The 14746-nt window shown below is 59.1% G+C and carries 18 protein-coding genes and 1 tRNA gene; 7 read left to right on the forward strand and 12 right to left on the reverse strand.

Going from position 1 to position 14746, the window contains the following annotated elements; translation table 11 throughout:
* Positions 1-25: 25 nt before the first annotated feature.
* Positions 26-421 carry a cupin domain-containing protein gene (locus R1W00_RS10370; protein WP_317262667.1) on the forward strand — a complete coding sequence of 132 codons (396 nt, stop codon included), beginning with the start codon at positions 26-28 and terminating at the stop codon, positions 419-421.
* Positions 422-538: 117 nt separating this feature from the next.
* Positions 539-1399 carry an aldo/keto reductase gene (locus R1W00_RS10375; RefSeq protein WP_317262668.1) on the forward strand — a complete coding sequence of 287 codons (861 nt, stop codon included), beginning with the start codon at positions 539-541 and terminating at the stop codon, positions 1397-1399.
* 203 nt (positions 1400-1602) lie between these two features.
* Here R1W00_RS10375 and R1W00_RS10380 read toward each other — a convergent pair.
* Positions 1603-1692 (reverse strand) — tRNA-Ser (locus R1W00_RS10380).
* A gap of 148 nt (positions 1693-1840) precedes the next feature.
* Positions 1841-2938, reverse strand: a complete 1098-nt coding sequence (gene ychF / locus R1W00_RS10385) for a redox-regulated ATPase YchF (RefSeq protein WP_317262669.1) — start codon at positions 2936-2938, stop codon at positions 1841-1843.
* Between the two features lie 178 nt (positions 2939-3116).
* Here ychF and trpA point away from each other — a divergent pair, with 178 nt between their 5' ends.
* The 3 genes from trpA to R1W00_RS10400 all read left to right on the forward strand — a co-directional run bounded on the left by trpA (position 3117) and on the right by R1W00_RS10400 (position 6014).
* Positions 3117-3908: a tryptophan synthase subunit alpha gene (gene trpA / locus R1W00_RS10390; protein WP_317262670.1), complete on the forward strand. Its 792-nt coding sequence runs from the start codon at positions 3117-3119 to the stop codon at positions 3906-3908.
* Between the two features lie 172 nt (positions 3909-4080).
* Positions 4081-5244, forward strand: a complete 1164-nt coding sequence (locus R1W00_RS10395; protein WP_317262671.1) for an alpha-hydroxy acid oxidase — start codon at positions 4081-4083, stop codon at positions 5242-5244.
* A gap of 146 nt (positions 5245-5390) precedes the next feature.
* Positions 5391-6014, forward strand: coding sequence for a 50S ribosomal protein L25/general stress protein Ctc (locus tag R1W00_RS10400; RefSeq protein WP_317262672.1), 624 nt, complete (start codon positions 5391-5393; stop codon positions 6012-6014).
* Positions 6015-6099: 85 nt separating this feature from the next.
* Here the strand turns inward: R1W00_RS10400 and bfr are convergent, their stop codons facing one another.
* Together bfr and R1W00_RS10410 are read right to left on the reverse strand one after the other, a co-directional pair.
* Positions 6100-6585 carry a bacterioferritin gene (gene bfr, locus R1W00_RS10405; protein WP_317262673.1) on the reverse strand — a complete coding sequence of 162 codons (486 nt, stop codon included), beginning with the start codon at positions 6583-6585 and terminating at the stop codon, positions 6100-6102.
* Positions 6575-6829: a bacterioferritin-associated ferredoxin gene (locus R1W00_RS10410; protein ID WP_317262920.1), complete on the reverse strand. Its 255-nt coding sequence runs from the start codon at positions 6827-6829 to the stop codon at positions 6575-6577. Before R1W00_RS10410 ends, bfr begins: the two co-directional genes overlap by 11 nt.
* Before the next feature lie 148 nt (positions 6830-6977).
* Between R1W00_RS10410 and pth the strand changes: the two genes are divergently transcribed.
* Positions 6978-7688 carry an aminoacyl-tRNA hydrolase gene (gene pth / locus R1W00_RS10415; RefSeq protein ID WP_317262674.1) on the forward strand — a complete coding sequence of 237 codons (711 nt, stop codon included), beginning with the start codon at positions 6978-6980 and terminating at the stop codon, positions 7686-7688.
* Positions 7689-7699: 11 nt separating this feature from the next.
* Positions 7700-8068 carry a DUF2237 domain-containing protein gene (locus tag R1W00_RS10420; RefSeq protein WP_317262675.1) on the forward strand — a complete coding sequence of 123 codons (369 nt, stop codon included), beginning with the start codon at positions 7700-7702 and terminating at the stop codon, positions 8066-8068.
* Here R1W00_RS10420 and R1W00_RS10425 read toward each other — a convergent pair.
* The 8 genes from R1W00_RS10425 to rpsA form a co-directional block, all read right to left on the reverse strand.
* Positions 8065-8598 carry a helix-turn-helix transcriptional regulator gene (locus tag R1W00_RS10425; protein ID WP_317262676.1) on the reverse strand — a complete coding sequence of 178 codons (534 nt, stop codon included), beginning with the start codon at positions 8596-8598 and terminating at the stop codon, positions 8065-8067. The two genes, R1W00_RS10420 and R1W00_RS10425, sit on opposite strands and share 4 nt — an antisense overlap.
* A gap of 44 nt (positions 8599-8642) precedes the next feature.
* A complete protein-coding gene (locus tag R1W00_RS10430) occupies positions 8643-9125 on the reverse strand; it encodes a hypothetical protein (protein ID WP_317262677.1) in 483 nt (160 codons plus the stop codon).
* Between the two features lie 86 nt (positions 9126-9211).
* Positions 9212-9763, reverse strand: a complete 552-nt coding sequence (locus tag R1W00_RS10435) for a hypothetical protein (protein ID WP_317262678.1) — start codon at positions 9761-9763, stop codon at positions 9212-9214.
* A gap of 254 nt (positions 9764-10017) precedes the next feature.
* A complete protein-coding gene (gene trpB / locus R1W00_RS10440; protein ID WP_317262679.1) occupies positions 10018-11247 on the reverse strand; it encodes a tryptophan synthase subunit beta in 1230 nt (409 codons plus the stop codon).
* A gap of 90 nt (positions 11248-11337) precedes the next feature.
* Positions 11338-11994, reverse strand: coding sequence for a phosphoribosylanthranilate isomerase (locus R1W00_RS10445; RefSeq protein WP_317262680.1), 657 nt, complete (start codon positions 11992-11994; stop codon positions 11338-11340).
* Positions 11995-11998: 4 nt separating this feature from the next.
* Positions 11999-12364, reverse strand: a complete 366-nt coding sequence (locus R1W00_RS10450) for a lipopolysaccharide assembly protein LapA domain-containing protein (protein WP_317262681.1) — start codon at positions 12362-12364, stop codon at positions 11999-12001.
* 13 nt (positions 12365-12377) lie between these two features.
* Positions 12378-12659 (reverse strand): integration host factor subunit beta, encoded by a 282-nt coding sequence (gene ihfB, locus R1W00_RS10455; RefSeq protein WP_317262682.1) that lies wholly within the window; start codon positions 12657-12659, stop codon positions 12378-12380.
* Between the two features lie 312 nt (positions 12660-12971).
* Positions 12972-14651, reverse strand: coding sequence for a 30S ribosomal protein S1 (gene rpsA, locus R1W00_RS10460; protein WP_317262683.1), 1680 nt, complete (start codon positions 14649-14651; stop codon positions 12972-12974).
* Positions 14652-14746: the final 95 nt, after the last annotated feature.

The raw sequence follows: 14746 nt of genomic DNA on the forward strand, positions 1-14746 counted from the left end.
CGCAGACGACCGAAAGGAACGACCGATGAAAATCACCCGAGCAGGCTCAAACCCCTCCATGAAGGGTCCCGAAGACTGGTTCACCGGCACCGTCCGTGTGGACCCCGTGTTCCAGACCGAAGCGCCCTCCACCGTATCGGGCTCTCACGTCACGTTTGAACCCGGCGCGCGCACCGCATGGCACACGCATCCGGCGGGCCAAACCATCGTGATCACCTTTGGCAAAGGCCGCGTTCAGCGCGAAGGCGGCCCCGTCGAAGAGGTCACCGCAGGCGACACCGTCTGGTTCCCCGCAGGCGAAAAGCACTGGCACGGCGCGTCCCCCGACACCGCCATGAGCCACTACGCCATTCAGGAAGCCGTCAACGGCGAGGCTGTGTCGTGGCTCGAAAAGGTCACGGACGAAGATTACGCCGGCTGATCCATTTATGGCCCCTCTTCATGAGTGGCATCAATTTTACACCAATTATCCAGCGCGCCTGCCGTCCCTAAATCGACGGCGAGGCCGCAACCGCGGTGAGACGCAAAAGGAAAGACAATGCTGAACGAAACATACACCCTCGAAAACGGCGTGAAGATCCCGAAACTGGGCTACGGCACGTGGATGATCGAAGACGACAAGGCCGCCGATGCGGTCAAAAAAGCCATCGCTCTGGGCTATCGTCACATCGACACTGCACAGGCCTACGCGAACGAGCGCGGCGTTGGCGAAGGCGTCCGCGAGTGCGGCGTAGATCGTAGCGAGATCTTCGTGACCACCAAGCTGGCCGCCGAGATCAAATCCTACGAAGAGGCCAAAGCCGCCATCGACGGCTCGCTGGACCTGATGGGTCTGGATTACATCGACCTGATCATCATCCACAGCCCGAAACCGTGGGAAGAGTTCCACGGCGACGACGACTATGCCGAAGGCAACCTCGCCGCGTGGAAAGCGCTGGAAGAGGCCTACGAGGCGGGCAAGCTCAAGGCCATTGGCGTGTCCAACTTTGAGAAAACCGATCTCGACAACCTGATCGAAAACGGCACCGTCAAACCGATGGTCAACCAGATCCTCGCCCACATCTCGAACACACCGTTTGAGCTGATCGACTATTGTCAGGACAAGGGCATCGTGGTTGAGGCCTATTCCCCCATGGGCCATGGCGAGCTGATGAAGAACGAAGCGGTCGCCAAGATGGCCGAAAGCTATGGCGTCTCGGTCCCGCAACTGGCGATCCGCTACTGCCTCCAGCTTGGCCTTGTGCCGCTGCCGAAAACCCAGACCCCGTCGCATATGGAAAGCAACGCGGCAGTGGATTTCGTGATCTCGGACGAGGATATGGAAACACTCAAATCCGCCGAAAAGATCAAGGACTACGGCGAATTCAGCATCTTCCCTGTCTACCAGACCACGGCCTAAGCCAGCCGGAACAAACGCAAAAGGGGCGGCGCCACACGGCGACCGCCCCTTTTCATTTGCGTTCCGATATGAACCGGAACACCGCAAGGCGGTCCGACGCATTTTCACAAACATTGATCAATTCTACGGGGGAATTTGTCAGGGAAGAACAGCGCGCTGGAACAGCTATTCTTCAGACCTATCAGCCATCTAAATGAGATAAGTGGCGGAGACGAAGGGATTCGAACCCTCGAGACGGTTTCCCGCCTACTCCCTTAGCAGGGGAGCGCCTTCGACCACTCGGCCACGTCTCCGCCGCCGGTACTATCGGCTAGTTTTCGGGGACACAAGCCGTTTTTCGTTCGGGAATGGAATTTGTCGACGGATTTTGTGGCGCAACCAAATCCACAACAAAAAACGGCCCGTTGCGACGGGCCGTTTTCCAGAACTCTGTAATGCGGATCAGGCGTTAAAGAGGAAGTGCATGACGTCACCGTCCTTGACGACATAGCCCTTGCCCTCGGCGCGCATCTTGCCCGCGTCTTTGGCGCCGGTCTCACCGCCATTGGCGACGAAGTCGTCAAAGGCAATGGTTTCGGCACGGATAAAGCCGCGTTCGAAATCGCCGTGGATGACTCCTGCGGCCTGCGGGGCATAGCATCCGGTCGGGATGGTCCATGCGCGGGCCTCTTTCGGGCCAACGGTGAAATAGGTTTGCAGGTCCAGCAGGGTATAGCCCGCGCGGATCAGACGATCCAAACCGGCCTCTTCCAGACCCAGCTCGCCGAGGAACATCTCGGCCTCTTCGCCGTCCAACTGGCTGATCTCTTCTTCGATCTTGGCGGAAATCACCACTGCGGCGGCACCCTGTTCGGCGGCCATTTTGGCGACCGCGGCGGAATGCTCATTACCCTCAGCGGCCTCATCCTCGGCGACGTTACAGACATAAAGGATGGGTTTTGACGTCAGCAGCTGCAGCATCTCCCACGCCTTTTGGTCGTCCTCGGACACCTCAACCACGCGGGCGGGCTTGCCACCTTCAAGGGTTTCGAGGGCCAGTTTCAACAGGCGCTCTTGCTGCACCGCCTCCTTGTCACCGCCACGCACCTTGCGCACGATGTTCTGCAGACGCTTTTCGATGCTTTCCATATCGGCCAGCATCAATTCGGTCTCAATCGTTTCGGCGTCGGCCACCGGATCGACGCGGCCCTCAACGTGGGTCACATCGCCATCCTCGAAACAGCGCAGCACATGGGCAATCGCGTCGCATTCACGGATGTTGGCCAGAAACTGGTTGCCCAGACCTTCACCCTTGGAGGCGCCTTTGACCAGACCGGCGATGTCCACAAACGTCATGCGCGCGGGAATGATCTGTTTCGAACCGGCGATTTCGGCCAGTTGATAGAGACGCGGGTCTGGCACGGCCACGTCGCCAACGTTCGGCTCAATCGTGCAGAACGGAAAGTTCGCCGCCTGAGCAGCCGCGGTTTTGGTCAGCGCGTTAAACAGCGTCGATTTTCCAACGTTGGGCAGACCAACGATACCTGTCTTGAACCCCATGAGGAGACCCTTTTTCCTGTGCTTGGCGCTTGATAGGCGGGGGCGGGCCGCTGTGCAAGGTGCTTGCGCGGGGGACGCGACCAACAAACGCACGCGAAACGGCCCTGATCCGTGCAGAAACCGTTGCAAACCGCCGCTGTTTGCGCGAAACCCGCTTGGACCAATCGCAGAGGACGCCATGACACGCATTGACGCCAAATTCGCCGAACTCAAAGCCGCAGGCAAAAAAGCCTTTGTGTCCTATGTGATGGCGGGCGATCCGGATTTCGACACCTCGCTGGAAATCGTCAAGGGTCTGCCGGCCGCAGGTGTGGACGTGATCGAACTGGGCCTGCCGTTTACCGATCCGATGGCCGATGGCCCGACCATTCAGCTGGCCGGTCAACGCGCGCTGGACGGGGGCATGACGCTGGAACGCACGCTAGAGATCGCGCGCCGGTTCCGCGAAACCGATGACACGACGCCGATCGTTCTGATGGGGTATTACAACCCGATCTATAACCGTGGCGTGGACCAGTTCCTGATCGACGCCAAAGAGGCCGGTATCGACGGTCTGATCGTTGTTGACCTGCCGCCTGAAGAGGACGACGAGCTGTGCATTCCCGCGTCCAAGGCGGGTATGAACTTTATCCGTCTGGCCACCCCGACGACGGACGACAAACGCCTGCCCAAGGTTTTGGAAAACACCTCGGGCTTTGTTTATTACGTCTCGATCACCGGCATCACCGGCGCGGCGGCGGCCAAACCGTCGGACGTCGCCCCCGAAGTGGCCCGCATCAAGGCCAGCACGGATCTGCCGATCATCGTTGGCTTTGGCATCCGCACGCCCGACGCGGCGCGTGATATCGCCGCCGTTGCCGATGGCACCGTGGTCGGATCGGCCATCGTCAAGTTGATTGAGGAAAAACAACCGGTTGCGGATATTCTGGCCTATGTGAAATCGCTGGCCGACGGCGCGCACAGCGCCTGATCCCCACCGAATACCAGACCTTACAAGGGGTCGGATGCCACCGCATCCGGCCCTTTTTCTTTGGCCGCACTACCGCCTTTGGCCGGTCAACCTGACCAATTTGCAGGTTTTGATTGCGAAGAATGAACTTCATTGGTAACAAATCCTCACCAATACGCCGAGGAACGACAACATGCCCGTCATCACCTGTATCGAAGACCTGCGCCGCATCTATGAACGCCGCGTGCCCAAGATGTTCTACGATTATGCCGAGACCGGCAGTTGGACCGAACAGACCTTTCGCGAGAACACCACCGATTTCGCGGACATCAAGCTGCGCCAACGTGTGGCCGTCGATATGGAAGGTCGCAGCACCGCAACCCAGATGATCGGACAGGATGTGGCGATGCCGGTCGCCCTTGCCCCCGTTGGCCTAACGGGGATGCAATGCGCGGATGGCGAGATCAAAGCCGCCCGCGCCGCCGGTAAATTCGGCGTGCCCTACACCCTGTCCACGATGTCGATCTGTTCGATCGAAGATGTGGCGGAAAACACCGAAAAACCGTTTTGGTTTCAGCTCTATGTCATGCGGGATGAGGATTACATCGCCCGCCTGATCCAGCGCGCCAAGGATGCCAAATGCTCGGCCATGGTTCTGACGCTGGATCTGCAGATCCTTGGCCAACGCCACAAGGACCTGAAAAACGGTCTATCCACGCCGCCCAAACCCACTCTGCGCAACATGATCAACCTGTCCACCAAATGGCAGTGGGGCATGGGCATGCTGGGCACCAAGCGCCGTCAGTTCGGCAATATCGTCGGTCATGCCAAGGATGTGGCGGATATGTCGTCGCTGATGGATTGGACCGCGAAACAGTTCGACCCGCGTCTGGATTGGGAAAAGGTCAAGGAATACAAGCGTCAATGGGGCGGCAAGCTGATCCTCAAGGGGATTTTGGACGCCGAGGACGCGCGCATGGCCCTGAGTGTCGGCGCGGATGCGATCGTTGTCTCGAACCACGGCGGGCGGCAGTTGGACGGCGCATTGTCAGCGATCCGCGCCCTGCCCGAGATCATGGATGCGGTCGGCGACAAGATCGAGGTGCATCTGGACAGCGGCATCCGCAGCGGTCAGGACGTCCTCAAGGCACTGGCGATGGGCGCAACCGGCACGTTCATCGGGCGCGCCTATATCTATGGCCTTGGCGCGATGGGCGAACAGGGTGTGACCCGCGCACTTGAGGTGATTCACAAGGAACTGGACACCTCGATGGCGCTGTGTGGCCGCAAGTCGGTGCGCGATCTGGACCGCGATATCCTGCTGATCCCCAAAGGGTTCAGCGGCGAGTGGGAATAAAACCACCCGCAAACCCCGGTTTCATGGCCCCAAACCCTGTAAAACAGGTGTTTTGGGGCTTTTCTTTTGGGGGAAAGTGACCTATACGCGCGGCTTCAATCGGGCATACACCCTTGGAGGATGCCCCTAACATATGGAGAATTAACATGGCTGGTCAGATTCCTGATCTTATTGCCACGGAACGCGCGGGGACAGGCAAGGGGGCCGCTCGCCAAGCACGCCGTGAGAACCTGGTACCTGGTGTCGTTTATGGTGGTGGCGCAGACCCCATCGCGATCAACATCAAGTTCAACGAACTGCTGAAGCGCCTGAAAGCTGGCCGCTTCCTGTCGACCCTGTTCAACCTGCAGGTTGAAGGCCACGAAGACGTGCGCGTGATCTGCCGCGGCGTTCAGCGTGACGTTGTCAAAGACCTTCCGATCCACGTGGACCTGATGCGTCTGCGCCGCACCTCGCGCGTCAACCTGTTCATCCCCGTTGAGTTCATCAACGACGAAGCGGCACCGGGCATCAAGCGCGGTGGCGTTCTGACCGTTGTCCGTCCCGAGGTTGAGCTGGAAGTGACCGCCGGCGACATCCCCGAGAAGATCACCGTTGATCTGGCTGGCCTGAACATCGGCGACATCGTCCACATCTCGGACGTGACCCTGCCCGAAGGCGCCAAGCCGACCATCCGTGACCGTGACTTCGTCATCGCGAACATCTCGGCCCCGTCGGGTCTGCGTTCGGCCGACGCGGAAGAAGAAGGCGAAGAAGAAGCAGCCGAATAATCGGCGCTCTTTTAGCTTACGAATTGAAAAACGCAGGGTGTCAAAACCCTGCGTTTTTTGTTGTCTCGCGATGTGGCGGGTTGGCCTATTCGGCCTCGTCCATCGGGGCGGCGTTCAACAGGGCATAGTTTTCCGGCCCCACACGCTCCATCAGTGCCAGTTGCGTCTCTAGGAAATCAACGTGGCCCTCTTCGTCCGTGATCAGATCCTCAAACAGGTTCTTGGACACGGTGTCGCCCACGCTCTCGCAGTAATCGCGGGCCTCACGATAGAGGGTCAGCGCGTCATGCTCGCCCGCCAGATCGCATTCCAGCGTCTCTTTGGGGCCTTCGCCGATTCGCAGAGGGTCCAGCTTTTGCAGGTTCGGATGCCCCTCAAGGAACAGGATCCGCGCGATCAATTTGTCGGCGTGGTTCATTTCCTCAATGGATTCTTCGCGGGACTTCTTGGCCATTTTCGCAAGGCCCCAGTCCTCTTGCATACGGTAATGCAACCAGTACTGGGACACCGCGGTCAGTTCGCTGCGCAATGCGGCGTTCAGAAATTCGATAACTTTTGGATCACCCTGCATTGATTTTTCCTTTGCTTGCGGTGGCTTGCCGAAGTCCCCTCAGTTCGACCGGTACTTCTAGGTTAGTATTTTTGCGCATGGTGGAAAGGAAAAGTGACATACACGACCCGCAATCGGGCGACTTCCCCAAGGCCCGATAGACCTTTCGCGGGGTGATAATCGCCTTGGCGTCCGCCTCGCGCATCCAGTTGATCGCCCCGTGGATGTCGCGGTCGGTGATGTGTTGGCAATGACAGACGATCACGTGCGGTCCTTTCGGTTTGGCTGGCAAATCCTGATCATTTCACTAAGGAATGACAAGCCTGTGTGTTTTTGTCAACTTTTCTGTCGCGCAAATCCCTTTCGCCCTGACGCGGGATCGCCTATGCACAAAGAGGAAAAGGAGCCGCCACATGCGATTGTTCGTCGGATTGGGAAACCCCGGTGCGAAATACGCCCAGAACCGCCACAACATCGGCTTTATGGCCGTGGATCAGATTGCGTCGGACCACGGGTTCGCGCCGTGGCGGGCCAAGTTTCAGGCACAGGTATCCGAGGGCCGTTTGGGCAGTGAAAAGGTTGTCCTGCTGAAACCCGAAACCTTCATGAACCTGTCCGGTCAATCCGTGGGCGAGGCGATGCGGTTTTACAAACTGACGCCTGACGATGTCGTTGTGTTTCACGACGAACTGGACATCGCGCCCGGCAAATGCCGCGTAAAAACCGGTGGCGGGCATGCGGGGCACAACGGCTTGCGCTCAATCCATGCGCATATCGGCGCGGACTATCACCGCGTCCGTCTGGGCATCGGCCATCCGGGGCACAAGGACCGCGTGGCGGGCTATGTTCTGGGGGATTTCGCCAAGGCCGATCAGGACTGGCTGGACGATCTGCTGCGTGGGATTGGCGACGGGGCCCCTGCCCTTGCGACTGGCGATACCGGCAAGTTCACCAATGCCGTGGCCCTGCGCGTGGCCCCGCCGCGCTCATCCACGGGCACCGCTGGCCCCAAAGGCGCCCCCAAGGGTGAGGCGGCCAAACCGAAACCCGAACCCGCAGCCGCGCCCGAACCCGAGGACACCCGCAGCCCTCTGGAAAGACTGGTCGACAAATTCCGCAGCTAGAAAGGTCCCCCATGGAAAAGGATGAGGCAATCAACGTGTTGGACGGGCCTTTGGCGCTGTGCTCATCCGATCCGGTCACGGGGTTCTTTCGCGACGGGCATTGCAACACCTGCGCCGCCGACGCGGGCAGCCACACGGTCTGCGCCGTGATGACGGCGGAATTTCTGGCCTATTCGAAATACGTCGGAAATGACCTCAGCACGCCGCAACCGGCCTTTGGCTTTGCTGGCCTGAAACCCGGGGATCAATGGTGTCTGTGCGCCGCGCGGTTCCTACAGGCCCATGATGAGGGCTGTGCCCCGCGCGTCCACCTTGAGGCGACGCATAAACGCGCGCTGGAGATCGTACCGCTATCCATCCTGCGTCAGCACGCACTTTAATCGGCGGCCAACGCCACGGGCGGCTCGGCCTCGGACAGTTGATCAGGGGCCGGTGCGTCGATCAGATCCTCGATAAACAGGCCCAGCAACTGTGCCCGCCCGTTCACCCCAGCCTTGCGATAGATGGCGTTGGTTTGGGCCTTGACCGTGCCCTCGGACGTATTGCGAAAGCCCGCGATTTCCTGTGTCGAAAACCCCTTGATCGAGAACATCGCGACGTCTTTTTCCGCTGGCGTCAGACCCCATTCATCAAACCGCTGATGCAAGAGATCCATAAAGGCGCTGGACACGGCCTGTAGCTTTTCGCGTGCCACGGCGGTTTCACGCAAACTGCGCCGCAGGGCGATTGCGCCCAAAACAACACCAAGGATCAGGCCCAAAGACGCGCCGATTTCCAACAGTTCGCGCACCTCCCAATTGATCGGACGCACGCGGATACCCAGCAGGGTAAAGACGATATCGGACACAAAGAACACCGCGCACAGAAACTGAACGACCAAAATCGCGATAATCGTCAGCGGTGCGCGCACGCCATGTCCTCCCTTCGTTTAAACATCCGGTCTAGTTGCCGGACTTAATCCCGATCCCTGTCGCGATCCTCACGGTCCTCGCGGTCGTCGTCGCGATCCTCACGATCATCGCGCCGGTCATCGCGTTCATCTTCGCGGTCGTCGCGGGCGTCCTCCCAATCGTCCAGCGCATCGTCCAATTCGTCGTAATCCGAACTGCCGCTTCCGCTACCACTGTTGCTGCTACCGCTGTTGCTTGAGTCAAACGGGTTCAACAACGTCAAGCCCTCGCCCGACGAATTGGTCGACCAGAAATCGCGCAGGATTTCGCCAGTGACAGGGTTGTAGATAATTTCACGCTCAATCCCTGGCCCTTTGGCGCGAATGCGCACACGGCCAAGGAATGTCTTGGACATCCGAACCTCGGTAAATCCTTGTTCAGAGAGCTGTTGGGCAAGGCTTTCGACACCCGTCATGGCCAAGGCCGGAAAGGCCGCCAAGACAAAGGCACCCGCCAGACAGGCCGCGCGTAGTGCTTTGCGTCGCATTTTTACATCCTCACCAAAAAGGGCGTCCCCCAAGATACTGGGGATATCATGGGGGACAAGACCATAGTTTTGCAAGCGCTTGGGGATTAGTCGCGGTCGCGGCCACCACGGTCGTCACGGTCATCGCGATCGTCACGATCATCATCGCGATCGTCGCGGTCATCGTCGCGGTCATCACGGTCGTCGTCTCGGTCATCACGGTCGTCGTCGCGGTCATCGCGATCATCATCACGGTCATCGAAATGATCATCATCGTCACGACCACTGCGGCGATCATCATCGTCACCGCGGCGTTTCAGCGACCTTTCGGTCTTGATGACATTGCCATCCTTGTCATAGGTCGTTTCGGTCTCGATCCGGCCTTCGGTAACTTCGGATTTGCGCAGGTTGCCGTCGCGGTCATAGGTCAGCTCGGCCTCACTGCCCAGCGTCTTGCCCTCGACCTTGATCCCGCGGCGCGAGACCTCGACTTCAATGTTGGTATAGCCCTGCGCCTGCAGATCAGAGACCGCGCCCTGCACGATTTCCTGAACGGTCGGCGGGGTGGGTTCGGGCTCGGGCTCTGTGGTTTGTGCAAGAGCGACAGAAGCAGTCAGGGCACAGGCCATACCGGTGGTAACAATGTAACGGCGGATCATGGTGGCTTTCCTCGATTTAATAGTCTGGGTCTCCAAGGCACGTCCGGTGCCTGTGATCATCAAAACGACGTACCACGCCGAGAAACCATTCAACCTCGGTTTAAAAACGCCCCAATCTTCCCCCCGTTTAGGCCCGTAAACTGAGGTTTATGGCCCGATTCAGCCCTTAACGCGGGTGCGCCGCCACCCGCGCACGCAAAACGGGCGCCCCAATGGGACGCCCGTGAAATCTCGGCAAACGGTGGTGTCGGCGCTTAGGCCTCGACCCCCATGTCAAAGCCCAGATGGCGCGCGACGGTAAAGATGTCCTTGTCGCCACGGCCACACATGTTCATGCAGATGATGTAATCCTTGGGCAATTCCGGTGCGATCTTCAACACATGCGCAAGAGCGTGGCTGGGTTCCAGCGCGGGAATAATGCCCTCGGACTCACAGCAGACCTGAAACGCGGCCAGCGCCTCTTTGTCGGTGATCGACACATATTCCGCACGCCCCGTGTCGTGCAGCCATGCGTGCTCGGGCCCGATCCCCGGATAATCCAGGCCGGCCGAGATCGAGAACCCTTCAAGGATCTGACCATCGTCGTCCTGCAACAGATAGGTGCGGTTGCCGTGCAAAACCCCCGGACGGCCGCCGGTCAGGGAGGCACAGTGCTCCATCTTTTCGTTGACGCCTTTGCCGCCGGCCTCAACCCCGATGATGCGCACGTCCTTGTCGTCGAGGAACGGATAGAACAGGCCCATCGCGTTCGAGCCACCGCCAATCGCCGCGACCAGCGCGTCGGGCAGACGACCTTCGGCCTCAAGCATCTGCTCTTTGGCCTCTTTGCCGATGATGGCTTGGAAATCGCGCACCATCGCGGGGTACGGGTGCGGACCGGCCACGGTGCCGATGCAGTAGAACGTGTCGCGCACATTGGTCACCCAATCGCGCAGCGCGTCGTTCATTGCGTCCTTCAGCGTGCCACGACCCGACGTCACCGGCACAACCTCGGCACCCAACAGACGCATACGGAACACGTTCGGGGCCTGACGTTCAACGTCATGCGCGCCCATATAGACCACGCATTTCAGACCGAATTTCGCACAGACCGTCGCCGTCGCCACGCCATGCTGACCCGCGCCGGTTTCGGCGATGATGCGGGTTTTGCCCATGCGGCGCGCCAGAATGATCTGGCCCAGCACGTTGTTGATCTTGTGCGCGCCGGTGTGGTTCAGCTCATCCCGCTTGAAATACACCTTGGCCCCGCCAAGGCGTTCGCTGAGGCGTTCGGCATGATACAGGGGCGACGGACGACCGACGTAATGCTTCCACAGGAAATCCATTTCCGACCAGAAACTGGCATCCGTTTTGGCGTGCTCGTACTGGGCCTCAAGCTCGAGGATCAGAGGCATCAGCGTCTCGCTGACAAAGCGGCCACCGAAATCGCCGAACCGGCCCTTTTCATCAGGCCCGGTCATGAAAGAGTTAAACAGATCGTTCATCGCGGTGCTCCCTAGCGTTGCCAAAGGGTGTAGCTCAGCGATGGGGGGCCGACAAGGCAATGGGGCCCGAACGCGCCAGAATTTCGCACCCTAACCGGCGGATCGCACCGCCTCAAAGAAAGCGCGGATCTTGGCGGGGTCCTTGACGCCCGGCGCGCTTTCGACACCCGAGGACAGGTCCAGCTGTTTCGCGCCCGTACGCAGGATCGCAAGGGCCGCGTTTTCCGGCGTCAACCCACCGGCCAGCATCCACGGCACGGTCCAGTATTTCTTGTCCCGCACCAATTGCCAGTCAAACGCCAACCCGTTCCCACCGGGCAGATCGGCCCCTTTGGGCGGCTTGGCGTCGATCAGCAACTGATCGGCCACGCGGGCGTAGACGTCGATCTGATCCATGTCGGAGGCGTCCGCGATGCCCACGGCCTTCATCACTGGCAGGCCATAGCGCGCCTTGACCTCGAGCACACGCTCGGGGCTTTCCGATCCGTGCAACTGGATGATGTCGATCGGAACGGCGTTCAGGATTGCGTCCAACCCCGCGTCATCCATGTTCACCGTCAGCGCGACCTTGGCCACACCGGGGGGCACCATCGCGGCCAGATGCGCGGCCTGTTCGACCGTCACATTGCGCGGGGATTTGGGGAAAAAGACAAAGCCGACATAGTTCGCGCCGGCCTCAACCGCCGCGTTCAGGCCCACCTCATCGCGCAGGCCACAGATTTTGACCCGAATGTCTGAGTGTTGCATGGGTTCAGGCGGCCTTGTCGCCGGTCCCGTTCAACAGGGCAAGGACGTCGTCCTCTTCTTCGCCACTATCGGATTTCAGGCGCTTGACCTCACGTTCCAGCGACTTGGCCTCGCGCTTGGCGCGGGTGGCGGCGGCGCGGTGACGTGCCTCGCGCAGCCATTCCCAGACAAAGCCGATCAACAGACCCGCAATGATCCCACCGAACACCACCACAAACAGCGGCAGTTCGACAGTGAAAGAGACACCCGCGAATTCCGAGATTTCTTGCGGCAACAAGCGCAGCAGAACCGTATCGCGGTTCGCAAGGGCCACAATGATCAAGCAAAGCCCCAACAGGGCCATGAACGCATATCGCAGGTATCGAAACATATTTGGTATCCGGTTATTTGCCGTTCAGACGGTCGCGCAGCAACTTACCCGTCTTAAAGAACGGAACGCTCTTGGCTTCAACCTCTACCGATTCACCCGTGCGCGGATTCCGGCCGGTACGCGCATCACGCGATTTAACCGAGAACGCGCCAAAGCCCCGCAGTTCAACCCGATCCCCACGGGCCATAGCATCAATAATCTCTTCGAAAATCGTGTTCACGATGCGTTCAACATCGCGTTGATACAGATGCGGGTTTTCGTCGGCGACTTTCTGAATCAGTTCGGATCTGATCATGGAATTACAGCCCCCCTAGCCCAGTGCTGGTTTATTTTGTGCACTTCGATGCGTTGACTATAACGCGTTTTTTTCATCGCGAAACAGAAAGCACGGAAATTTACTGTTTTACGCAAGGAACTTATGCGGTTGGGGCGGGATTTTCGCGGGCGTCCGCGCCGTTCGGCGCATGCCAGAGACCCTGTCGGGTCTTTCGACCGTCGCATAGGCGACAAAACGGATCGGACCCAGTTAACGATTCGCCTCACGCGGGCATGAAAAAAGGCCCCGGAATGCTCCGGGGCCTTTCGCTCGGTCTAGGACCGATATGACTTAGTTGTCGCCCTTCAGAGCGGCGCCGAGGATATCGCCCAGCGATGCGCCCGAGTCCGAGGAACCGTACTGTTCGACGGCTTCTTTCTCTTCTGCGATCTCGCGTGCTTTGATCGACAGGCCCAGACGACGGGTCTTGTTGTCGACGTTGGTGACGCGAACGTCGACCTTGTCGCCAACTTGGAAGCGCTCGGGACGCTGGTCGGCACGGTCACGCGACAGGTCGGAACGACGGATGAACGATTTCATGCCTTCGTATTCGACTTCTACGCCACCGTCTTCGATCGCGGTCACCTCAACGGTGATGATCGAGCCGCGCTTGACGCCATCAACAGCTTCGGAGAACGAGTCGCCGCCCAGAGCTTTGACCGACAGCGAGATACGCTCTTTGTCGACGTCAACTTCGGTAACAACGGCTTTGACCACGTCACCTTTGTTGTAGTTCTGGATAGCTTCCTCGCCGCGCTGATCCCAGCTCAGGTCGGACAGGTGAACCATGCCGTCGATGTCGTTGTCCAGACCAATGAACAGACCGAATTCGGTGATGTTCTTGACTTCGCCTTCGACTTCGGTGCCCTCGGGGTTGTTCTCGGCGAACACTTCCCACGGGTTGCGCATGGTCTGTTTCAGGCCCAGCGAAACGCGACGCTTGGCGCTGTCGATTTCCAGAACCATGACGTCGACTTCTTGGCTGGTCGAAACGATCTTGCCGGGGTGGACGTTTTTCTTGGTCCACGACATTTCCGAAACGTGCACCAGACCTTCAACACCCGGCTCCAGCTCAACAAATGCGCCGTAGTCGGTGATGTTGGTAACGCGACCTTTGTGAACCGAGTTCAGCAGGTATTTCGCGCCAACAGCATCCCACGGATCTTCCTGCAGCTGTTTCATGCCGAGGCTGATGCGGTGGGTTTCTTTGTTGATCTTGATGACCTGAACCTTGACGGTTTCGCCGATGTTCAGGATCTCGTTCGGGTGGTTCACACGGCGCCATGCCATGTCGGTGACGTGCAGCAGGCCGTCAACGCCGCCCAGATCAACGAACGCGCCGTATTCGGTGATGTTCTTGACCACACCCTCAACAGCCTGACCTTCGGACAGGTTGCCGATAACTTCGGCACGCTGTTCGGCGCGGCTCTCTTCGAGGATTGCGCGACGCGATACAACGATGTTGCCACGACGACGGTCCATTTTCAGGATTTGGAACGGCTGCTTCAGACCCATCAGCGGGCCAGCGTCACGTACGGGGCGCACGTCAACTTGCGAGCCGGGCAGGAACGCAACAGCGCCACCCAGATCGACGGTGAAACCACCTTTGACGCGGCTGAAGATTGCGCCTTCGACGCGCTGATCTTCGGCGTATGCTTTTTCCAGACGGTCCCAAGCTTCTTCGCGGCGGGCTTTGTCACGGCTGATAACCGCTTCGCCACGGGCGTTTTCAACGCGGTCGAGGAAAACCTCAACGTCGTCGCCAACTGCGATCTCGGGAGCTTCGCCAGGGTTAGCGAATTCTTTCAGATCGACGCGGCCTTCCATTTTGTAGCCTACGTCGATGATGGCTTGGCCTGCTTCAATCGCAATGACCTTACCTTTGACAACCGAACCTTCCGAGGGGGTGTCAATCTCAAAGCTCTCAGCCAAGAGGGCTTCGAATTCTTCCATAGATGTGTTCTGAGCCATGTGGTCTCGTTTTCCTTTACAATCGATTTTTCTGGCCGAGCGGTTGTCTCCGCCGGTCTTAGTTGGTGCCCACATGCGCGGGCGGACGTTGGTCA

The organism is Rhodovulum sp. FJ3, from assembly GCF_032918305.1.
GTDB lineage: Bacteria > Pseudomonadota > Alphaproteobacteria > Rhodobacterales > Rhodobacteraceae > SAT37.